Annotated in this window: 9 protein-coding genes and 1 pseudogene; 5 read left to right on the top strand and 5 right to left on the bottom strand. The window is 60.7% G+C overall.

The genetic code is table 11. The features are described 5' to 3' along the window. Positions 1 to 4: 4 nt before the first annotated feature. Positions 5 to 601: a DTW domain-containing protein gene (locus AC193Q_RS00195; RefSeq protein ID WP_121184262.1), complete on the top strand. Its 597-nt coding sequence runs from the start codon at positions 5 to 7 to the stop codon at positions 599 to 601. Between the two features lie 144 nt (positions 602 to 745). Here AC193Q_RS00195 and AC193Q_RS00200 read toward each other — a convergent pair whose 3' ends face one another. The 3 genes from AC193Q_RS00200 to AC193Q_RS00210 form a co-directional block, all read right to left on the bottom strand. After that, positions 746 to 2,107 carry an HlyD family type I secretion periplasmic adaptor subunit gene (locus AC193Q_RS00200; protein ID WP_121184264.1) on the bottom strand — a complete coding sequence of 454 codons (1,362 nt, stop codon included), beginning with the start codon at positions 2,105 to 2,107 and terminating at the stop codon, positions 746 to 748. A gap of 197 nt (positions 2,108 to 2,304) precedes the next feature. Further along, a complete protein-coding gene (locus AC193Q_RS00205; protein ID WP_483879036.1) occupies positions 2,305 to 4,467 on the bottom strand; it encodes a type I secretion system permease/ATPase in 2,163 nt (720 codons plus the stop codon). Positions 4,468 to 4,607: 140 nt separating this feature from the next. Continuing rightward, positions 4,608 to 5,966, bottom strand: coding sequence for a TolC family outer membrane protein (locus AC193Q_RS00210; protein WP_145593291.1), 1,359 nt, complete (start codon positions 5,964 to 5,966; stop codon positions 4,608 to 4,610). Between the two features lie 532 nt (positions 5,967 to 6,498). On the opposite strand from AC193Q_RS00210, the gene AC193Q_RS00215 reads away from it, so the two are divergent. After that, a complete protein-coding gene (locus AC193Q_RS00215) occupies positions 6,499 to 15,846 on the top strand; it encodes a retention module-containing protein (protein WP_483879037.1) in 9,348 nt (3,115 codons plus the stop codon). Between the two features lie 92 nt (positions 15,847 to 15,938). Here the strand turns inward: AC193Q_RS00215 and AC193Q_RS00220 are convergent, their stop codons facing one another. Beyond that, positions 15,939 to 17,825: a hypothetical protein gene (locus tag AC193Q_RS00220; protein WP_121184270.1), complete on the bottom strand. Its 1,887-nt coding sequence runs from the start codon at positions 17,823 to 17,825 to the stop codon at positions 15,939 to 15,941. A gap of 388 nt (positions 17,826 to 18,213) precedes the next feature. Here AC193Q_RS00220 and AC193Q_RS00225 point away from each other — a divergent pair. The 3 genes and pseudogenes from AC193Q_RS00225 to AC193Q_RS00235 all read left to right on the top strand — a co-directional run. Next, positions 18,214 to 18,503: pseudogene (locus tag AC193Q_RS00225) on the top strand (type I secretion C-terminal target domain-containing protein); the annotation flags it as partial. Positions 18,504 to 19,097: 594 nt separating this feature from the next. Beyond that, positions 19,098 to 19,472, top strand: a complete 375-nt coding sequence (locus tag AC193Q_RS00230; protein ID WP_121184274.1) for a DUF6124 family protein — start codon at positions 19,098 to 19,100, stop codon at positions 19,470 to 19,472. Positions 19,473 to 19,616: 144 nt separating this feature from the next. Then, entirely contained in the window at positions 19,617 to 19,976 is a 360-nt protein-coding gene (locus tag AC193Q_RS00235) for a DUF6124 family protein (protein WP_121187720.1), read from the top strand. Between the two features lie 230 nt (positions 19,977 to 20,206). Here AC193Q_RS00235 and AC193Q_RS00240 read toward each other — a convergent pair whose 3' ends face one another. Further along, a complete protein-coding gene (locus tag AC193Q_RS00240) occupies positions 20,207 to 22,939 on the bottom strand; it encodes a hypothetical protein (protein ID WP_483879038.1) in 2,733 nt (910 codons plus the stop codon). Positions 22,940 to 23,119 lie beyond the last annotated feature (180 nt).

Genomic DNA, 23,119 nt, shown 5'->3' on the forward strand with positions numbered 1-23,119 from the left:
GAACATGTCCAGACCCCAATGCCCGCGCTGCCTGCGCCCACAAACTCACTGCCTGTGCTCGTTGATCCCGCGCCTCGACAGCCGCACCCGCATTCTGCTGTTGCAGCATCCGAGCGAGGTTAACCATGCGTTGAATACTGCGCGGCTGGCGGCGCTGGGGTTGACCAACGCCGAACTGATTGTCGGCGAGGTGTTCGAGGATCTGCCGGCGCTGCTCAATCGGCCGGGGTATCAGGCCCGGTTGCTGTTTCCCGCCGATGATGCACAGCCGCTGCAGGCTTACCGTGAGTCCGAAGAACCGTTGTTGCTGGTGGTGCCGGACGGCACCTGGCGCAAGGCGCGCAAGATGCTTCATCTCAATCCGTTGCTGGCGGCGTTGCCGCGGGTGACGCTGGCGGCGGGCGGGGTATCGCGCTACCGGTTGCGCAAAGCGCCGGGGCCGGGGGCGTTGTCGACGATTGAGGCGATCGTGCAGGCGCTGGAAACCCTCGAAGCGCCGACGACGTTTGCGCCGTTGCTCAAGCCGTTCGAGGCATTGATCGAGGGGCAGATTGCGGCGATGGGGGAGGAGGTTTTTCAGCGCAATCATGGCGACAGATAAGTGTTGGCAGTACTGGCCTCATCGCTGGCAAGCCAGCTCCCACAGGTTCTGAGGTGTTCGCAGATTTTGTGTTCGACACGGACACTGTGGGAGCTGGCTTGCCAGCGATGAGGCCAGTCAATTCACCACCAGATCCAGAAACTTCTACCGCTCGCGCATCGCCTCTGTCCGCGCTTTCAGCACCGGTTTGAGCAGGTAATCCAGCACACTTTTCTCCCCGGTAATAATGTCCACCGTCGCCACCATCCCCGGGATGATCAGCAGCGGTTTCACATCGCCGCCCAAGTGGTTTTTATCGGTGCGCACCTGAATCAGGTAGAAGCTGTTGCCCTTGTCATCGGTAATCGTGTCGGCGCCGATCAGCTCCAGTTTTGCGCTCAGCCCGCCGTAGATCGTGTAGTCATAGGCACTGAACTTGACCATGGCTTTCTGGCCCGGATGGAGGAACGCGACGTCTTGCGGACGCACCTTGGCTTCAATCAGCAGGTTGTCCTCCAGCGGCACGATTTCGACCATGTCGCTGCCTGGCTGCACCACGCCACCGATGGTGTTGACCTTGAGCTGCTTGATGACCCCGTGCACCGGCGAGGTCACGGTGGTGCGGCTGACGCGGTCGTCGATGGCGATGCTCGAGGCGGTGATTTTCGACAGGTCGGTGCGTTTCTGATTGAGGTCTTTGGCCGCGTCGGAGCGGAAGGTCTGTTCCGATTCGTCGATCTTGCTCTTGATCTCGTTGATTGCCGATTCCGCCCGTGGGATCGCCAACGTTGTCGCGTTCAACGAGCCGCGAATCTCCACCGCGCTGCGTTTGAGTCGCAGGATTTCCACTGGCGATACGGCGCCGGTGCCAACCAGGGGCGACGACATGTTCATCTCTTGTTGCAACAGCGCAAGGCTGGAGCTGTACTGACCTTGCTTGGAACGAAACTCCGCCAGTTCCTGGGTTTTCTGTCGCAGCTGTTCAGTGAGGGTGCGTTGTTCGCTGGCCAGTCGACGCTGGCGCTGGTCGTACAACGCGCGTTCGTCTTCTGCCACTTGTGGCGCCTTGCTGACGACTTCGTCCGAGAGTTTCATCGGCCGCCCTTCGGCTTCAGCCGACAAACGTTCGACCTGCGCCATCAACGCATAACGGTCGGCCTCGCTCTCGCCCTTGTTCGACAGAAACCGCGTGTCATCCAGGCGCAGCAACTTGTCGCCCTTGTTCACCATTTGCCCTTCACGTACGAAAATCTCGGTGACGATCCCGCCCTCAAGGTTCTGGATCACCTGGACCTTGCTCGACGGAATCGCCTTGCCTTCGCCCATGGTCACTTCTTCAAGCACCGCGAACTTGGCCCAGACCAGCGCGCTGATCAACAGCGCTGCCGCCAGCCATACGGTGATCCGCGACCAGCGCGGCGAATCCTGTAATGAAGCACCAGCGGTTTCCGGCATGTACTCGGCTTCGGCGCTTTTGCCGAAACTGTCGAAGTAGCCGCGTGATTTGCTACCTGAAGATGCAGACATGGGGCGATACCCCTCAGTTAATAAAACATCAAACCGCACTACCCATGCGTCGCCCGTAACACTTACTTGTGGTGAGGGGATTCATCCCCGATAGGGTGCGCAGCGCCCTCAGAGCCTTTGGGGCCGCTGCGCAGCCCATCGGGGATAAATCCCCTCGCCACAGGTTTTGTGAGAGCCATAAAATTATGTGCGCGCATCTAGACCGCCGCCGAACCGACGCGGCCCTTGCGCAGTGCATCGATGACCGCCTCTTTCGGGCCGTCGGCGACGACCCGGCCGTTGTCCAGGACCAGCAGCCGGTCCACCAGGCTCAGCATCGAGGTGCGGTGGGTGACCAGCAGCAGGGTCTTGCCTTGCACCCAGCCGTGCAGCTTCTGGCGCAGCAGGTCTTCGCTGCTGTTGTCCATGGCGCTGGTGGGTTCGTCGAGCAGCATGATTGGCGGGTCGAGCAACAATGCCCGGGCCAGCAACACTGCCTGGCGCTGGCCGCCGGAGAGCAGTTGGCCGCGCTCGCCCACCGGCCGGTCGAAACCTTGCGGATGCTGCCGCGCCAGGTCGGTAACGCCGGTCAGCTCAGCGACTTCGAGCATGCGCGAGTCGCTGATGTAGCGGGCGCCGAGGGTCAGGTTGTCGCGCAGGCTGCCGGCCAGCAGCGGCAGGTCATGGGCGACGTAACCGATCTGCTGGCGCAGGTCGGCGACATCCAGTTGCCGCAGGTCGAGGCCGTCGAGCAGCAACTGGCCTTCCTCGGGTTCATAGAAGCCCATCAACAGCCGCGCCAATGTGCTTTTGCCCGAGCCGCTGCGACCGATGATGCCGATCCGCTCGCCGGGTTTCATGCTGAAGCTGACGTTGCCCAGCGCCGGTGCATTCTGACCGTTGTAATGAAAGGTCACGCCACTGACGTCCAGCGCACCTTGTAGCTGTGTGCGTTCCAGTGGCCGCTGCTTGCCGTCACGCTCCTGCGGCAGGCCCATCAGCGCGTCGGTGCTTTTCATGGTCAGTTGCGCTTGCTGATAGCGGGTGATCAGCCCGGCGATCTGTCCCAGTGGCGCGAGCACACGGCTGCCGAGCATGTAGCTGGCCACCAGCGCACCGACGCTGAGGTTGCCGGCGATGATGCTGTAGACCCCGGCAACAATCGTCGCCATCCCCGAGAACTGTTGGATGAACAGTGTGCCGTTGGTCGCCAGCGCCGAGAGGTTGCGCGCATGGCTGTCGAGGCGGGTGAGGGCGCCGTGGGTGCTTTCCCATTTGTGCTGGCGCTCGCTTTCGGCGCTGCAGGCCTTGAGGGTTTCCAGGCCGCCGAGGGTTTCGATCAGCAGCGCCTGCCGTTCGGCGCCGAGACTCAGGCTTTTTTGCACGGTGTCGCGTAGGCGCACCTGAATCGCCAGGGCAAAAATGATCGTGATCGGAAACGCCAGCAGCGGAATCACCACCAGCCAGCCGCCGAGCAAGCCGATCACCACCAGCATCAATACCACAAAGGGCAGATCAATCAGGCTGGTCAGGGTCACGGCGGTGAGGAATTCGCGCAGGCCCTGAAAGTCATGAATGCTCTGGGCGAAACCGCCGATGGTCGCCGGCCGCGCTTTCATCGACATGCCGGTGATGCGCTCGAATAACGTCGCGGAAAGGATCACATCGGTTTTCTTGCCGGCGGTATCGAGCAGATGCGCGCGCACCACCCGCAGCACCAGTTCGAAAGCGGTGCCGATCAGCAGGCCGATCGCCAACACCCACAAGGTCGAGGTGGCCTGATTCGGCACCACGCGGTCGTAGGTCTGCATGACGAACAGCGGCACCATCAGGCCCAGCAAATTGATCAGGAAACTGGCGAGGATTGCATCGCTGTACAGCCATTTCGACAGCTTCAGCGTGTCGCGAAACCAGGCATGCACCCGTGGCACCAGCGGTGAACGCAAGTCTTCGAGTTCGTGGCGCGGACGGGCGAACAAGGCCTGGCCGCTGTAGTGTTCGGCGAGTTCTTCGCGCTCGACCCATTGCTCGCCGCCATCGGCTTCGCTGGGCAGGATCAGCGCCTTGCCGTCATCGCCAAAACGCCGCAGGACGGCGGTGCGCCCATCCTTGAGCAGCAACAGGATCGGCAGATTCAGTGCAGAAATATCCTTCAGTTCACGCCGCAACAGGCGCGCCTGCAAACCGGCCCGGGCGGCTGCACGGGGCAGCAGGTCCAGGCTCAGGCGTTGCTTGTTCAGGGGCAGCCCGGCACTCAGGCTGGCGCGACTGACCGTCGCGCCGTGGAGCTTGCAGAGGATCAACAGACCGTCGAGTAACGGGTCATCGAAGCTCAGCCGCGGATCGATTCCGGTGTGTCCGCCTTCGGCCATGCTGGTCATATTGATCGCCCCTGTTGAACGGACTCGGCTATCGACACATCTCCCCTGTAGGAGCTGCCGCAGGCTGCGATCTGTTGATCTTGATCTGCAAAAACAACATCAAAAGATCGCAGCCTTCGGCAGCTCCTACAGGGGTTACTTCATTTCAGCTCAGGCAGGCGCGCTTCGTTTTTGACTTCGGTCGCCGCAATCGCATCCGCCGGCAGCACCACCCGTTGCTTGCTCAGTAACTGGCCCATGTTCGCCAGCACGCGATACATCGAATATTCCTCGGTGTAGCGGATTTCGGTGTAGCGGCGGTTGGCGTTGTAGAGCTCGTTTTCACTGTCGAGCAAGTCGAGCAGGGTGCGTTGGCCGAGGCCGAACTGATCCTGATACGCCGCGCGCACGCGTTTGGTGGTCTCGGCGTATTCACGGGCGGTCGGGGTCTGTTTGTTCGCGTTGACCATGGCGTTCCACGCCAGGTGAATGTTCTCGTTCAACTGGCGCAGGGCGTTGTTGCGGATGTCCATCGCCTGGTTGATCTGGTGCGCATCGGACGCCAGACGGGCCTTGTCGCTGCCGCCACGGAACAGGTTGTAGTTCATGATCACGCCCACGCGCCATTCGTTGTCGTGGCCCTCATCGCCTTGCACGTTGTTGTTCGCACCCACCGCCGCTTCGGCATCGAATCGAGGATAGAACGGCGACTTGGCAACTTCGTACTGGCTCTCGGCTGACTGCACGTCCGCCTGCGCGGATTTCAGGTACGGGTTGTTCTCGACCATGCTCTGCTGGGCTTCCGGCAGGCTGGCAGGAACCTCGCCGCGGGTCGACGGTGGCGCTTCGAGTTCATCGGGCATGCGTCCGACCACGGCGTAGAAGTTCGATTCGGCGTCGGCCAGATCGACTTCGGCGGTGTCGAGGTTGTTTTGCGCCAGCGCCTTACGGGCGACCGATTGATCGGAGTCGGCGGTACTGCCGATGCCGCGTTGGGTGCGCAGGCCGATCTGATCATTCACGCGCAGGTGCGCTTGCAGGTTGTTCTTGGCCAGGGTCACCAATTCACGCCGCTTGAGCACTTCGAGGTAGACCTCGATGGTACGCAGCGCCAGATCCTGGGCGGTGCCTTGCGCGTAGTAGGCGCGCGAGTTGGACACGCCCTTGGTGCGCTCGACCTCGTTGGCCGTGTTGAATCCGTCGAAGATCATTTGCCGCAGGCGCAGTTCCGACTGGGTGTAATTGAGAATTTCGGTGTGGTGATTACCGAAGGCCCGGGTGTTGGTGTTGTCGCTGTAACCACGCCCGTAGGCGGCATTCAAGTCGACGGACGGGTAGAAGCCGCCCTTGGCCACTTTCACTTGCTCATCGGCCGACAGTTTGGCGTCCACACGCGAGGCGAGATCCGGGTGGGTGGCAATGGTGCTCTGGATTGCCTCGGTCAGGTTCATGGCCTGGGCTTGAGAAGTGCAAGCCATGGCCAGCAAAACCGCGCTGCAAAGGGGGGTTAAAACGCGCATGGGGTGCATCTCCCTGGTCCTGATGGTGTGTTACTGTCGCCAAATATTTGACGATAATTTAAGGTGTAAGCGTTTCACTCTTGTAACAACAGAGCTAAGAACATCCTGAAGCGTAGCTAAGAAAAAATTTTCATAAGGCTTATGCCGAAAAAAACTTATGCGCTTGGCCAAAATCGGCACATTGTTCAGGACGAAAGCCTTTGTTTATGCGCTTCATGGAGCACGGAGAGGCTTGAGGAAAGTTCCATTCACTTTGCGACATACGGCGAAGTAATGCTGAAGGGGAGGGACGCGTAGCGGCAGATGGGTGACGGTTTTTTGTCACTCTGGTGATTCACCACCGTTACGTAGCGCTAGTGGGTTTGCGGCATCGATCAGGATTGCGCAGTGCTTGAAAGCACCGACCTTTCCTTGTTTGCGCTACCTGCGAAACGAACTGTCGAGGTGCGAGCGTCACCCCGGCAACCCGCTTGAGCCATGGGCGTGCTTCGCGAACCAGTGCCGACGGTGTTCGGCAGCGGAGGAGTTTCACATGGCAACGCTCATCGGGATCGTCACTAAAGTCATTGGTCAGGTGTTTGCTCAAGGCACCGACGGCACTCGCCGCGCTTTGGTCGAGGGCGACCGCTTGTTTGCCGGCGATCAAGTGATCACCGGCGCAGAAGGCGCTGTCGCCATTCATTTGCAAAATGGCCACGAACTGACTCTGGGTCGCGACAGCAGCATGACCCTGTCCGGGCAACTGCTGGCCAATCAGGCGGTGCACATTGATTCCCCTGAAGCGCTGACGCCGAGCGAAGCGCAACTGACCGATGTCGAGCAGATTCAGAAAGCCATCGCTGCCGGCGAAGACCCAACCAAAGCCGCTGAAGCCACCGCTGCGGGCCCGAACGCGCCGACTGGCGTGCCGGGCGAGGCGGGCGGTGGTCACAGCTTTGTGTTGCTGACTGAAGTCGGTGGACGAGTGGATCCGGTCATCGGCTTCCCGACCGCCGGTTTCAATGGCATTCCCGAGTTTCCCGAAGAGCGGCATAACGCAGTCATCGACCGTGGCGACAACACGCCGATCGTGCCGCCGCCGGTCAACAATCCGGTGACGCTCAGCGGCCTCGCGGTGCCGGGGGGCGAGCTGACTCTCAATGAAGCCAACCTGCCCGACGGCTCCTCGGCCAACCCCGGCGCGCTGACTCAGAGCGGCAGCTTCACGGTGTCGGCGCCGGACGGCTTGAGCAGTCTGAACATTGGCGGCATCAGCGTGATCAGTGGCGGCGTGGCGGCGGGTTTCCCGCAGTCGATCACCACGCAACTGGGCAACACCCTGACCATCACCGGTTACAACGCTGCGACCGGGGTCGTCAGTTACAGCTACACCCTCAACGGCAATGACGCCCATCCGGCCGGTGACGGCGCCAACAGCCTCAGCGAACATTTCACCGTGACTGCCGGTGACAGCAATGGCGACAGCGCCACCGGCTCGCTCGACGTCAACATCATCGACGACGCGCCCAGAGCGGTGAGCGACAGCAACGCCAATACCGCCTCGGAAACCCTGCTGACCCTGACCGGCAACGTGCTGAGCAACGACGTGCAAGGCGCCGACCGCGTGCCTACCGGGCCGGTGACTGCCGGCACCTTCACCGGCACTTTCGGTACGCTGGTGTTGAATGCCAATGGCACGTACACCTACACCCTGAACACCGGCGACGCAGATTTCAAAGCGCTGCACGGTGGCGGCAACGGCACAGAGACGTTTACCTACACCATCACCGACTCGGACGGCGATACCAGTACGGCGAATCTGGTGCTGCAGATTCACAACAACGACGATCCGGTGCTGATCAATGGTTTGAACGCCGAGGGCGGCGAGCTGACGGTTTACGAGAAAAACCTCAGCACCGGCAGCGCGCCGGACGCTAATGCACTGACTCAGAGCGGCACGTTCACGATTAGCGCTTTGGACGGCGTCACCACCCTGACTGTCGGTGGTATCGCCGTGGTCACCAACGGCGTGGCAGCCGGCTTCCCGCAATCGGTCACCACGCCGCTCGGCAGCACGTTGACCATCACCGGGTTCAACGCAACGACCGGAGTTGTCAGCTACAGCTACACCCTGGTCGATAACGAAGCCCACCCAACCGCCAACGGCGCCAACAACCTGCCTGAGCAATTCGCCGTCACCGTGGTGGACGACAACGGTACGACTGCCAATGCAACCCTCGATGTGAACGTGATCGATGACCTGCCCAAAGCGCTTGATGACAGCAACACGGGCACGGCGTCGGAAACCACGCTCACGCTGACCGGCAACGTCCTCACCAACGACGTTCAAGGCGCTGACCGCGTACCCACCGGCCCCGTCACCGCCGGTACCTTCACCGGCACCTACGGCACTTTGGAACTGCACACCGACGGTACCTACACCTACACGCTCAACCCGACCGATACCGACTTCAAAAACCTGCACGGCGGCGGTAATGGAACCGAAACCTTCACCTACACCATCACCGACTCGGACGGCGACACCAGCACCGCGAATCTGGTGCTGCAGATCCACAACAACGACGATCCGGTGCTGATCAATGGTTTGAACGCCGAGGGCGGCGAGCTGACGGTTTACGAGAAAAACCTCAGCACCGGCAGCGCGCCGGACGCTAATGCACTGACCCAAAGCGGCACCTTCACCATTACCGCTTTGGACGGCGTCACCACGCTGACTGTCGGCGGTATCGCCGTGGTCACCAACGGTGTGGCCGCAGGCTTCCCGCAATCGGTCACCACGCCGCTCGGTAGCACGCTGACCATCACCGGTTTCAACGCGACTACGGGGGTGGTGAGTTACAGCTACACCCTCGACCACAACGACGCCCACCCAATCGCCAACGGCGCCAACAACCTGCCTGAGCAATTCGCCGTCACCGTGGTGGATGACAACGGCACCACTGCTAACGCAACCCTCGACGTCAACATCATCGACGACCTGCCAAAAGCGGTGAATGACAGCAACGCCAATACCGCTTCGGAAACCCTGCTGACCCTGACCGGCAACGTGCTTACCAACGACGTGCAAGGCGCCGACCGCGTACCCACCGGCCCGGTCACCGCCGGTACCTTCACCGGCACCTACGGCACCCTGGAACTGCACACCGACGGTACCTACACCTACACGCTCAACCCGACCGATACCGACTTCAAAAACCTGCACGGCGGCGGCAACGGCACCGAGACGTTCACCTACACCATCACCGATTCTGACGGCGATACCAGCACGGCGAATCTGGTGCTGCAGATCCACAACAACGACGATCCAGTGCTGATCAATGGCTTGAACGCCGAGGGCGGCGAACTGACGGTCTACGAGAAAAACCTCAGCACCGGCAGCGCGCCGGACGCCAATGCACTGACTCAAAGCGGCACCTTCACGATTACCGCTCTGGACGGCGTCACCACGCTGACCGTCGGCGGCATCGCCGTCGTCACCAATGGTGTGGCCGCAGGCTTCCCGCAATCGGTCACTACTCCGTTGGGCAGCACGCTGACCGTCACTGGTTTCAACGCAGCTACCGGTGTGGTCAGCTACAGCTACACCCTGGTCGATAACGAGTCGCACCCGACGGCCAACGGCGCCAACAACCTGCCCGAGCAATTCGCCGTCACCGTGGTGGACGACAACGGCACGACGGCCAATGCGACCCTCGATGTGAACGTGATCGACGACCTGCCCAAAGCGGTGAACGATTCCAACGCCAGCACTGCGTCAGAAACCAATCTGACCCTCACCGGCAACGTCCTCACCAACGACGTACAAGGCGCCGACCGCGTACCGACCGGCCCAGTCACCGCCGGTACCTTCACTGGCACCTACGGCACCCTCGAACTGCACACCGACGGCACTTACACCTACACGCTCAACCCGACCGATGCCGACTTCAAAAACCTGCACGGCGGCGGTAATGGAACCGAAACCTTCACCTACACCATCACCGACTCGGACGGCGACACCAGCACCGCGAATCTGGTGCTGCAGATCCACAACAACGACGATCCAGTGGTCATCAGCGGCCTGGACGTGAACGGCGGCGAACTCACGGTCTACGAGAAAAACCTCAGCACCGGCAGCGCGCCGGATTCCTCGGCACTGACCCAAAGCGGCACGTTCACCATCACCGCTCTGGATGGCGTCACCACGCTGACCGTCGGCGGCATTGCTGTGGTGACTAATGGTGTGGCTGCTGGCTTCCCGCAATCGGTGACTACACCGTTGGGCAGCACGTTGACCATCACCGGTTTCAACGCAGCAACCGGTGTCGTCAGCTACAGCTACACCCTCGATCACAACGATGCGCATCCAACCGGCAACGGTGCCAATACCTTGCCTGAGCAATTTGCCGTAACGGTGGTGGATGACAACGGCACCACCGCCAACGCGACCCTTGACGTCAATGTGGTCGACGATCTGCCTAAAGCCGTGGATGACAGCAACACCGGCACCGCCTCGGAAAGCCAGTTGATCCTGACCGGCAATGTCCTGACCAACGACGTCCAGGGCGCCGACCGCGTGCCGACCGGCCCAGTGACTGCCGGGAATTTTACCGGTACCTACGGCACGCTGGAACTGCACACTGACGGCACTTACACCTACACACTGAACACCAACGACGCCGACTTCAAAAACCTGCACGGTGGCGGCAACGGCACCGAAAATTTCACCTACACACTCACTGATTCCGACGGCGATACCAGCACCGCCAACCTCGTCCTGCAGATCCACAACAACGACGATCCGGTGATCCTCAACGGTCTCGACGGGAATGGTGGCGAACTCACGGTCTATGAGAAAAACCTCAGCGACGGCACCAGTCCCGATGCATCGGCGCTGACTCAGAGCGGTACCTTCACCGTGACCGCGCTCGACGGTCTGCAAACCCTGACCGTGGGCGGCATCAACGTCGTCACCGGTGGTGTGGCCGCAGGTTTCCCGCAATCAACCGTCACGCCGTTGGGCAGCACGCTGACCATCACCGGCTACAACCCGGCGACCGGCGTGGTCAGCTACAGCTACACCCTGGTCGATAACGAAACCCATCCGAACGGCAATGGCGCCAACAGCATCACCGAGAACTTCAACGTGGTGGCGACTGACACTGACGGCAGCACCGCCAGCGGCCAGATCAACGTCAACATCATTGATGATCTGCCGAGCGCGCACGCCGATTCCGCCTCGGTGGCGGAGGGCGGCACCGTCAGCGGCAACGTGCTCGACAATGACATCGGCGGCGCCGACGGCCCGGCGGTGACCGGCGCGGTGGTCGGTGTGCGCGCCGGCTCCGACACCTCGACCTCGGCCATTGGCGGCCTCAACAGCAACATCAATGGCACCTACGGTTACCTGACGCTGGACGCCAACGGCAACGCGGTCTATCACAGCAACCCCAATGCCGTGAACGGCCCCGGTGCGGTGGATGTGTTCACCTACACCGTGCGCGATTCCGATGGCGATGAAAGCACCACCACCATCACCATTGATGTCGCCAACAGCAAGCTGTATGCGACCAGCGACACCGACGTCACCGTCTACGAAAAAGCCCTCGACCTGACCAAGGACGGCGCCGATCTGGCCCCGGGTACGGTCACCGGCAGCGACCCGACCAATACGGGCGAAACCGCCTCCGGCACACTGGTCGGTTCGGTCACCGGTGCGGTCGGCGCCATCAGCTATGCGCTGGTCGGCAGTGCCACCGGCAACTACGGGCAGATCGTGCTCAACCCCAACGGCACTTACACCTACACCCTGACCTCGCCCGCGACCACCACACCGCATGCCGACGACGGGGCCAATACCCTGACTGAAACCTTCACCTATCAGGCCACCGATTCGCTGGGCAATGTGGTCACCAGCACCATCGTCGTCAGCATCGTCGATGACGTGCCCAAAGCCCTCAACGACAGCAACGCCACCAGTGCCTCGGAAACCCAGCTGACCCTGACCGGCAACGTGCTGACTAACGACGTGCAAGGCGCGGACGTGGTCGCCATCGGACCGAATGCCGGGCCGATCACTGCCGGTACGTTCACCGGGACTTACGGCACGCTGGTGCTCAATGCCAACGGCACTTACACCTACACGCTTAACCCGGCTGACGCCGCTTTCAAGGCGCTGCACGGCGGTGGAAACGGCACCGAGACATTCACCTACACGCTCACCGATGCCGACGGCGATACCAGCACCGCCAACCTGGTGCTGAACATCCACAACAACGACGATCCGGTGGTGCTCAACGGCCTCGACGTCAATGGCGGCGAACTCACCGTCTACGAGAAAAACCTCAGTGACGGCACCAGCCCTGACACCCCGGCGCTGACACAGAGCGGTACGTTCACCGTCACGGCCCTGGATGGCCTGCAAACCCTCACTGTCGGTGGCATTGCCGTCGTGACCAACGGGGTCGCCGCAGGCTTCCCGCAATCGGTGGTGTCGCCGCTGGGCAGTACGTTCACCGTCACCGGTTACAACCCGGCGACCGGCGTGGTCAGTTACAGCTACACCCTGGTGGATAACGAAAATCACCCGACCGGCAACGGCGCCAACAGCCTCACCGAAAACTTCAACGTGGTCGCGACTGACACCGACGGCAGCACCGCCAGCGGCCAGATCAACGTCAACATCATCGATGACCTGCCGACCGCCAAGGCCGACACCGGCTCGGTGGTGGAGGGCGGTACGGTGAATGTCAGCGTGTTGGGCAATGATGTCACCGGTGCGGACGGCGCAGCGGCGGGTGGTGCTGTGGTCGGCGTGCGCGCCGGCGGCGACACTTCAAGCTCGGCGATCGGCGGCCTCAACAGCAACATCATCGGCACTTACGGCTACCTGACGCTGGACGCGGCGGGCAACGCCATTTACCACAGCAACCCGAACTCGGTCAGCCCACCGGGCGCCACCGATACGTTCACCTACACCATCCGCGACGGTGACGGCGACGAAAGCACCACCACCATCACCATCAACGTCGCCGACAGCAAACTCATAGCGTCGGTGGATCAAGACGTGACGGTCTACGAAAAAGCCCTCGACCTGACCAAGGACGGCCAGGACCTGGCCCCCGGCACGGTCACCGGCAGCGACCCGAGCAATACCGGCGAAACCGCCACCGGCACGCTGGTCGGCGCGGTCACCGGCGGCAGTGGGGCGATCACCTATACCCTGGTCGGCAGCGCCACCGGCACCTATGGGCAAATCCAGCTCAACGCCGACGGCACTTACACCTACACCCTGACCTCGGCACCGAAAACCACGCCGAACGCCAACGACGGCGCCAACACCCTGAGCGAAAGTTTCACCTACAAAGCCACCGATGCGCTGGGCAACAGCACCACCAGCACCCTCGTGGTCAACATCGTCGATGACGTGCCCAAAGCCGTGGCGTCGGACCGGTCGGTGGCGGCGGTGGAGATCGATTCCAATCTGCTGATCGTCCTCGATATTTCCGGCAGCATGGTCGACCCGTCCGGCGTGCCGGGCCTGTCGCGGCTGGATCTGGCGAAACAGGCGATCAGTGCCTTGCTCGACAAATATGACGACCTCGGCGACGTCAAGGTGCAGCTCGTCACCTTCAGCAGCAGCGCCACCGACAGGACCTCGGTGTGGGTTGACGTAGCGACCGCCAAATCGATTCTCGCCGGCCTCACGGCGGGCGGCGGCACCAACTACGATGCGGCGGTGGCGATGATGCAAACCGCTTTCAATACCTCCGGCAAACTCACCGGGGCGCAGAACGTCGGTTACTTCTTCTCCGACGGCAAACCGACCACCGGCCAGGAAATCGGCACCGCCGACGAGACCGCGCTGAAAAACTTCCTCGATGCCAACAACATCAAGAACTATGCGATCGGCCTGGGCAGCGGCGTGAGCAACGCCAACCTCGATCCGCTGGCCTATGACGGCATCAGCCACACCAACACCAACGCGGTGGTGGTCACCGACCTCAATCAGCTCAACTCGGTGCTGTCGGGCACTGTGGAAGGTGCGCCAGTCACCGGTTCGCTACTGGGCGAGGGCGGTACCTTCGGCGCCGATGGCGGCTTCATCAAATCCATCGTGGTCGACGGCACCACCTACACCTATGACCCGCGCGCCAACAGCGGTCAGGGTTCGCTGACCGCAAGCGGCGGCACCAACCACGGCACGTTCAACACCGTGAACAACACGATCAGCATTGCTACCAACAACAGCGGCACGCTGGTGATCAACCTCGATACCGGCGACTACAGCTACACCTCGCAGAAAACCACGACCACGGTGATCACCGAGAACATCGGTTTCACCCTCAGCGACAATGACGGCGACCTCGCCAGCTCGACGCTGACCGTGAAAGTGATCCCCAATTCGCCACCGGTGGCGGTGGACGACCACGTCATCACCAACGTGCTGTCGAGCAGCGTCACGGTGCCGGGCGAACTGTTGCTGGCCAACGACACCGACCCGGATGGCGACACGCTCAACGCCTCGCCAACCACCTTCAACACCGGTTGGGTGGCCAAGGGCGCGGACTTCACCGGTACCGGCGCGATCACGTTCAACGGCACCAGCAACACGGCGGCCAACCAGAACCTGGCCGACGTGCGTAACGCGTTCGCGGCGAACACCGCCGCGATGACCGCGGTGCTGGTGGTCAGTGGTTATCTCGGTGCGGTGACCAACGCAAATGCCAACGATGAAGACTTGATCACCGTCAAACTGAAGCAGGGCGAAACCCTCAACCTGGATCACAACCTCGCGGCTGGCCACGTCACCATGGAGTACTCGGTCAACGGCGGCGCGTTCGTCAGCATCGCCGACGGCGACACCATCACCGCCAACGCCGATGGTACCTACCAGATCCACGTGACCAACATCAGCAACACCAGCGGCGGCAACCCCAATGCAGCGGAAAACTATCAACTGACCATGACAGTCAATTACGCCGGCGCCCACGACGTGACGCCGGACTTCAACGGCACCTACACCGCCAACGACAACCATGGCGGCAGCGACACGGCCAGCGTCAGCATCACTTATCAGGATGGCCACACCCTCACCGGCACTGCCGGGGATGACATTCTGGTGGCGGGCAGCGGCAACAACCTCCTCAATGGCGGTGACGGCAACGACGTACTGACCGCCGGGTCCGGCAACAACGAGATGCACGGCGGTGCGGGCAACGACCTGCTCTACAGCGGCCCGGGCAACGACATTCTCGACGGCGGCACCGGCATCGACACGGTCAGCTATGCCCACGCCACCGCCGGGGTTACGGTCAACCTCGGCCTGCTCGGTGCGCAAAACACCATCGGCGCCGGCACTGACACGATCAGCAACATCGAAAACCTCGTCGGCTCGAACTTCAACGACACCCTGACCGGCGACAACAATAACAACGTGATCAACGGCGGCCTGGGCAACGACATCCTCAACGGTGGTGGTGGCGATGACCTGCTGATCGGCGGCATGGGCAACAACACCCTGACCGGTGGAGCGGGAGCGGACACCTTCCAGTACCTCAAGGGCAACACTGGCCACGACACCATCACCGACTTCACCCCGGGCACCGACAAGCTCGATCTGTCGCAACTGCTGCAAGGTGAAAACGGCACCACGGCGTCGCTCGACGACTACCTGCACTTCACCGTCACCGGCAGCGGCGCCTCGGTGCTCACCAGCATCGACGTCAGCGCCCTGGCCGGCGCCACGCCGAACCAGACCATCGACCTGGCCGGCGTCAACCTCGCCAGCCACTACGGCGTGACCCCGGGGGCGGGCGGCGTGGTTGCGGGTGGGCACGACACGGCGACGATCATCAGCGGCATGCTCAATGATCATTCGTTGAAGGTGGATACAGTTTGACTGAGGTCTGAAACGGCAAAACCCGCCGTTCCGGTTGGGGAGCGGCGGGTTTTTGCACTTGTCGAATTAAGCCTCCGTTTGCCGCGCCTCGCTCAGGGCAATACAACTTTCGGCAACAGACCTGTGTAGGGCGGCAGTGTGTTGAGCGATTCCATCACCCCGCTCAAGCTTGCCCCCTGTTTCTTCAGGCCGATGCCGCGTATGCCGAAATCGTTGCCGATGCCGTAGTCCTGATGATTGACGATATAAAGCCTGATGAGCTGGCGAACGGGGACGGTGAATGGCATCGAGAAGTCATACCAGACCCCGTTCTTCGGTAACTCATAGGCGACTTGCGGGCCATTGGGCAAACTGGTGGAGATCGACAGGAGTGGATTGACCAGATTGGGCGCAGGAGAATCGGGAACGTGAGTCGCCTTCATGCTCAGTATGTAAGTGCCGGGGGACAGTATGAAGTCCTGGTAGAACACGGCTCCCGCGTAGCCTGTAGCAGGGTTTATGTCCGTGAAGTTGAAGAACGCCTTGACGCCCGAATGTACGCGGATGAATCCGGAGCGGGCACCTGTGAAAGGGACCCAGCCATTGTAAGAGTCGTCCTGAAAGTCGGTCGCGTGCACCCGTGAAAGTGTTCTCGCCTGGGAGGCCGGGAACGAAGCATCAGCCGGCTCGACTGTAAAAGCATGGTCGCCAAGTTCCTGCCCGGAGAGCGTATGGCTCCAGTCACCCGTGGCGCCTACGTTGATGCTGGCTGTCACGGCACCATTGTCGCGCAGTACGATCGTCTGACTGGCCGTTCCCTTGCCCGTTAGCACGAACGTCGTGGCAGTGGTGGAAGCACCATCGGGCACTTCCGGGCCGGTGGCGGAATCGGCTTTCACCGAGGTAATGGTGGGTGCCACCGGCGCAATCGCCCGGACGGTGTAAACCTGGTCCGGGAACTTCGTCGCCGTCGCGAAGTTTCCGCTCTTGTCCTCCGACACCCAGAACTCCATCAGCAAACCGGAGCCGTCCGCCAATTGGGACAGAAAGCTGGCTGGCAAGGGCTTGGGCCAGAAACCCTGGCTGACCCAGGTCGCATTCACCCGGCTGGCACCGCCATTCCAGATCTGCAAGGTGACGGCTACCCCGGCACGATTGCGGCCTGTCAGTTTGAGCCACACCTGCTGCCCCGACGCGATGGCCGTCCATGACTGGCCGTGAATCGTGGCGTCTCTGCCCTTCAGCGCCACCACGTCAAGCGTCTTGCCCGGTTCGGCTTCCACGATGATCGGCGGGTTCAGGACGCGCTGATTGGCGTTGATCACAATGGACGTCGTCGGTGACACATTGCTGTTGCTCAACTGATCGACCACCGTAGCGCTTACCGGATGGGTGCCGTCACCGATCTGCTGCAGATCGGCACTGCTCAGGGTGTAGCTGATCGGGTTGGCAGGGTGGGCGTAGGGAATGGTTTTGCTCCACCTCCCCACGGTCAGCGTCACCACGTCATATTCGCGTGGGTAGTTGCGAGTTAACGTGAACGTGGCAGGCTGCCCCGGGGCTACACTGGCCGGATGGCTGGCCGTGATGCCGGAGGCCGGGTTGTTGAACAGCACGTTGAGTACCGGGGTGGAATCGTCGAAGTTGCCGCTGGGTCGGGTTACCCGATAAAACAGGGTGTTGCCGCCATCCACCAGCCCGCCCCACGGCAGTTCCATGTCGATGGGGTCGTTCTCCTCGCCCGGTTTGATGATCTTGATCACAGAGGTCGCCAGGCCGTTGACCCACAACCTAACGGAGTCATTTGCTTGCAGCGTGGTGGCCAGTGTCGTGACTGGGTCGATCACCATGAACAGCGCGGTGGTCGGTGAATGAAGGCTCAGGGGAATACCGAGATGGTAGACCCCTGGCGGAAATACCTTTTGCTCTGCTCCCGGAATGGCCATGGGGAACAATTTAAGCAAGGCGTTAGTCTCTGCCGAGTTGACATTTATGCTCATGCTGCTCTCCTGACGTGCGTTGAGAACCCTCTACGGGAGGACTTCATTACACCGTGAGCGGAGAGGGTCGTCACCTGTCAGATCTGACAGGTGAACGGGTTTCAGGACGAGTGGTTGGCTGGTGAGAGCGGCTTCTTCCGGGGCGGCGGCCCGACAATGACGGCCCGTCTGGCACATTGACAGGACTAAAACCCGTCCCCAAGGAACACAAGTCGGCGGATTCGGGCGAATGCGCAGTTAAAGGCGCAAGGTTGTGTGGTTTTGCGGATATGTCCTTGAACACGTTTAGCTAATTTCGAAGGCGTTGAAATGACAAAACCCGCACTCCCGGTATTAAGGAAAGCGCGGGCTTTGGGTTGGGGTGAAAAATAAATGCGTCCCCTTTTGCGGTGCGGACACCTTCCAGTACCTCAAGGGCAACAGCGGCCACGACACCATCACCGACTTCACCCCCCCGGCACCGATAAGCTCGACCTGTCGCAACTGCTGCAAGGTGAAAACGGCACCACCGCGTCGCTCGACGACTACCTGCACTTCATCGACCTGGCCGGCGTCAACCTCGCCAGCCACTACGGCGTGACCCCGGGGGCGGGCGGGGTGGTTGCGGGTGGGCACGACACGGCGACGATCATCAGCGGCATGCTCCATGATCATTCGTTGAAGGTGGACACAGTTTGACTGAGGTCTGAGACGACAAAACCCGCCGTTCCGGTTGATCGGGACGGCGGTTTTTTCTGTCTGGAGAATGGCGTTGCCAGTGAGTCAGCCTTCGCGAGCAGGCTCCCAGTCGACCAATCCCTGACTGAATGCACTCGGTCAAATTGTGGGAGCTGGCTTGCCAGCGATGACGGCCTGGCCAACAACATCAACAGCACGGGGAAATACTCGGCCACTGTCTGCACTTAAACGTAACTCGCGCGAACCTGTTTAAAATACACGAACCGTTACGCCATAACGGCTACAACGCCTTGCGCCGTTACCTACGCCTACGCCAGAATCCGCCGGCTTACACGGCTATGGGCCGGGCTATATCGTTCCCCTGTCACTGAAAACAGTGATCGGGTTTGGTAGCCCGTTTCTAAGTGTGATGGCGACCTCCTATGCAGTCCCTTTTCAGCGGGGCTCAATTTTATATGGTGGCCATGCGTGGGGCTCTTTCGAGAGCGCCGGGTTTTCCTGCTTAGACCGGTCTACCAACCTGCGTATGGCCGCCACCCTCGTTTGGTAGCGAGAGTGATGGCTCCTAACTTTTGCTAAGCAGGAGCTTCACCTATGTTCAAAGCCACACCCAACCCCCCACACGCCAACCCGATCCCATACGACCCGGCCCTCGACCCGCAGAAGATAAAAGAAGCGACCGATCGCGCCATCAAGTTCTACCTCAACCCCGGCGCACTGAAGATCTCGATCCCTTCAACCCCGTCACGCAAATCGAACAGAATCTTCCTCATCGACCCGACCGTGGACGAAGAAACCTTGCTCGTCGAAGCCTGCGAATCGCTAGCCGCCGCTAACGACATGGCTCGCGATATCGGCAGCGCGCTCGACGACTCACACCGCCGCGCCGTGCTGATGCTGCATCAGGTGATCATGCTCAGTGAACTGATGGTCAACCGGGTACTGGACGGCCGCCGCGTGCCGAACTAACTGACCGGTCCCCTGTAGGAGCTGCCGCAGGCTGCGATCTTTTGATCTTGTTTTTTCAAAAGCAACATCGAAAGATCGCAGCCTGCGGCAGCTCCTACAGAGACTCATTCTTTCAAAGTGCCTCGATCGGAGTTCCAACTGATGATGCCCGAAACCACCCCCAATCCACCCGCTACAGACCCGGTATCACCCTACGAATCCCACAACTCCAGAAAACTCCACGAAGCCGCCGAACGCGCCCTCGACCACTACCTCGCGCCCGCGCACATCATGGCGACGCCGTACACCCCCAGCAGCATGTTCCTGGTCAACCCGCAAACCGACACCGAATCCCTGCTGGCCAACGCCTGCGAATCCCTGGCCTCGGTCACGGTGATGCTCGGTGATTTCGCCGGAACGCTGGAAGGGCCGAGTCGCAATACGGCGCTGGGCATTGCGCAAGTGGTGATGCTGGGCGAGTTGGCGGTGAATCAGGCGCTGGATAACGTCGTGCCCAAGGATTAGGCGCCAGCCGTGGCGGCCTCATCGCGAGCAGGCTTTGAACACGGCAGATAATGCGGAAATACAAAGGGGGCTGATCATTTGATCCGCCCCCGTTTTTTGTTGCGATACGGGGTATTCAGCGTCCTTGCGAGCTCGCTGTGCATCACACTGGTCGACGCCATGGACTTGCAGGCATTGATCAGCAGCGATTCGGTGTTGGTCCCCCGCAGGACCAACCCTGCTTCCGTCAACTACACACGGACGACCTCAATATCGTCAATCTGATAGTCGTTACCTTCTCCTGTCGCAATATGGCTATAAACATCCAGCACAGCTTGATATTGGGTGGCGGTAAATGTGCCCGACAGAACCGTCCAGCTAGACATTGACGTAATGTTCAAAGGGCCCGCAACTGTGGCGCCGGCGGCTCTGAGCGATAAGCGTGGGACCGCGAACCGGCCATCGAACCGAACGACCTTGATGGTGAATCGATACGAAGCTTTGGGGCGTAGATTGTTAAAGGCTTTGTGAATGATCACGCCACTGGAGGCATTGTTGTACGTGTAGTTTTGAAGTCTCACGTTGTTGGCGACGGTCACCATTGTCAGATCCCTTGGGCCAGCACCCGCCCCGTCAGCCCAGCCATTCCGGTTACTGTTAGCAAAGTCGGTGAAATCCCGCTGCAGCTCAGCGATGATGTAGAACTGCCTTTTTGCTGTGGTTTGCCCTGAGCCATACAGTGCTTTGGCGTGCAGGTTGTGTGTCGCCACTGTCAGCCCGGTAATCGATAATGTCCAGATCCCGGTCAAGGCATCGGCGGTGGCTTTGCCTTTGGAGACCGTACTGTTGAATACTTCAACCTGCATACCCTTGGCCGCCACACCGGTCAGCGTAACGGCGGTCTCGACGGTAGTGCCGCCATTCGGAATTTCGACACCGCTGGGCAAGCCTTTGACAGAGGTAATCGTCGGCGCCACCTCCTGCCCTACGATCACCGTCCACACTGGCGAAACAGTACTCGACCCGTACAGCGCTTTTGCCGTGAATCCGTGACTGGCTCGGGTCAGACCCGTGAGTGTGAATCTCCATTTACCACTGCCGTCTGCCTTGACCTTGCCTTTGGACGTGGTGCCATCGAAGATTTCGACTTCAAGAAATGCATTGGCCGTGCCCGACAGTGTGACGCTGGTATCGGAGGTCGTGCCGCCATTGGCAATCACAACGCCGCTGGCGTCATGCGCGGCGGTAATGGCCGGTCTTTGGCCGTACACGACGGTGAGTTTTCTCACGTTCGATGACGGATTGGTTGCATATTGGCCGACGGCTTTGATGCTGAGTGGCACGTCCTGCGTGAGGCCGGTGAGCGGGAGGCTCCATGCGCCGTTCGTTGCGGCCTTGGCCTTGCCTTTGGCAAGGCTGCCGACGAAAACCTCCACCTCCTGACCGGCGGGCGCCGTGCCGCTGACGGTCGCTTCCTTATGCACGGTGTAGCCGTTGTCGGGAATTTCCCAGCCGCTCAAGTCCTTCACCGAAGTGATCGTCGGTGCCACCAGGGCGACCGATCGGATGGTGTAGGTGCGAAGTGGAAACACCACCGCGTTGTCTTTGATGTTGCTCTTATCCAGCGCTACCAGGAAGTGGAGGGTCAGGGGGGTATTGTGGCCAAGTTGCTTGAGGAAGCTGTTGGCGAATGTCCGTGGCCAGAACCCTTGGTTCAGCCACGTCGCGTTGACGTAATTGCCGCCGCCATTCCAGACCGTCAGGTTGTGCGCGCTGCCATCGGCTTTCTTGCCTTCCAGCCACAGCCACACTTGCTGCCCGGCTTCGATCAGCGTCCAGAGCAAGCCGTGGATGGTCGCGTCTTTAGTGCCGAGTGCGTTGACGTCGAGTACGTTGTTTGCGTCGGCGTCGATGATTTTTGGAGGGATCAGGGCCGATGCGGGTAGCGGAAGAATGTTCAGTTTCAACGGCGGTGATGTGGTGGATACGCCGTTGCGGATAACGGTGTAGTCCACGGTGATGGGGCTGTTCAGGGAGAAGGCCAGCACTGAGCGCGGCACCGCGATTTCCAGGCCGGCACTGACCAGTCGTTGCGGGCTGGTGTAGGAGCCGTCTGCGGCGGCTGTCGAACCGGTCCAATTCACGAAAACCAAGTCGCTGGGCAACAAGCCTGTGGGGATCATCACGCGGATTTGCGGCTGGGTCGGGCTGAAGTTGTTGCCGGACTGACCGATGACGGTCGGGGCGCGCAGATCAAGGCGGCTGAGGTGTATGTCTATGATTTGTTCAGAAGATCGTGCGCGATTGCCCAACTGATCGATGACGTAGAACTCGGCGACCGCATCGGGGCCGTCGCCTGCCTTTTCGAAGTCTGCCGTGAACAGCGTCAGGGTGATCGGAGCCGGGGCATCCGGGACGTTGAATCTGAAAATGGTATCGCCCAACTTAAACTCGATACGATCAAATGACCGGCGGTTAGTGTAAGTGAACGTGAACACAACGCCCTGCGCAGCCCGATCGGCACTCACGCCATGGGTGACGACGTCGGGTGGAATCGTCAATACCAGACTCGTCGAAGGACGCAGGTTGTACAGCACGGTTAATTTTCTTGATTCTTCAACATTCCCACCCACGCGCGTGACGACGTAGTTAACCGTATTGACCCCTTGGTTGAAAAAATCGGATGGTATGTACAGCGAGAGGCGTTGATTTTCTTCACCTGGAGCAATGGTCTTGCCCGCGGGGGTTTTTTCGCCGTCAACGTAGACGTCGACTCGATCATGGGCGGCCTTGGTCGAGGCAAGCATTTGCAGTTCGACCCAAGGGTCAATCAATACTTCAAGCCCCCTTGGATCGGCGGTTACAAGCGCTCTGGACACTCCCACGTCAGCGATGCCATCGGGTTTGACCGGTGTTATCGAGCCTTGGATGATCAACGGGTACAACACGAATAACTGATTCAGAGTTGATGACTGGATATCCATGGCGCGTACCTTGAGTGAAAGAAGTCTGTCCAGACGGACCTGACTCATCTCACATCAGGTGGAGGCGGCTGCCTACTGTCAGATCTGACAGGTGCGGGCAGGTTTAAGACGAGCGGTCACAGAGCTTCGGGCTAAACAACAAAATCCTGCGCGAACGCCGTCCCCCTGTAGAAGCTGCCG

The organism is Pseudomonas sp. F2 (assembly GCF_057174385.1).

Excerpts from the sequence above, each read along its gene's own strand:
- AC193Q_RS00205 (WP_483879036.1), bottom strand. The coding sequence starts at position 4,467 with ATGACCAGCATGGCCGAAGGCGGACACACCGGAATCGATCCGCGGCTG.
- AC193Q_RS00195 (WP_121184262.1), top strand. The coding sequence starts at position 5 with ATGTCCAGACCCCAATGCCCGCGCTGCCTGCGCCCACAAACTCACTGC.
- AC193Q_RS00200 (WP_121184264.1), bottom strand. The coding sequence starts at position 2,107 with ATGTCTGCATCTTCAGGTAGCAAATCACGCGGCTACTTCGACAGTTTC.
- AC193Q_RS00210 (WP_145593291.1), bottom strand. The coding sequence starts at position 5,966 with ATGCGCGTTTTAACCCCCCTTTGCAGCGCGGTTTTGCTGGCCATGGCT.
- AC193Q_RS00240 (WP_483879038.1), bottom strand. The coding sequence starts at position 22,939 with ATGGATATCCAGTCATCAACTCTGAATCAGTTATTCGTGTTGTACCCG.
- AC193Q_RS00215 (WP_483879037.1), top strand. The coding sequence starts at position 6,499 with ATGGCAACGCTCATCGGGATCGTCACTAAAGTCATTGGTCAGGTGTTT.
- AC193Q_RS00230 (WP_121184274.1), top strand. The coding sequence starts at position 19,098 with ATGTTCAAAGCCACACCCAACCCCCCACACGCCAACCCGATCCCATAC.
- AC193Q_RS00235 (WP_121187720.1), top strand. The coding sequence starts at position 19,617 with ATGCCCGAAACCACCCCCAATCCACCCGCTACAGACCCGGTATCACCC.
- AC193Q_RS00220 (WP_121184270.1), bottom strand. The coding sequence starts at position 17,825 with ATGAGCATAAATGTCAACTCGGCAGAGACTAACGCCTTGCTTAAATTG.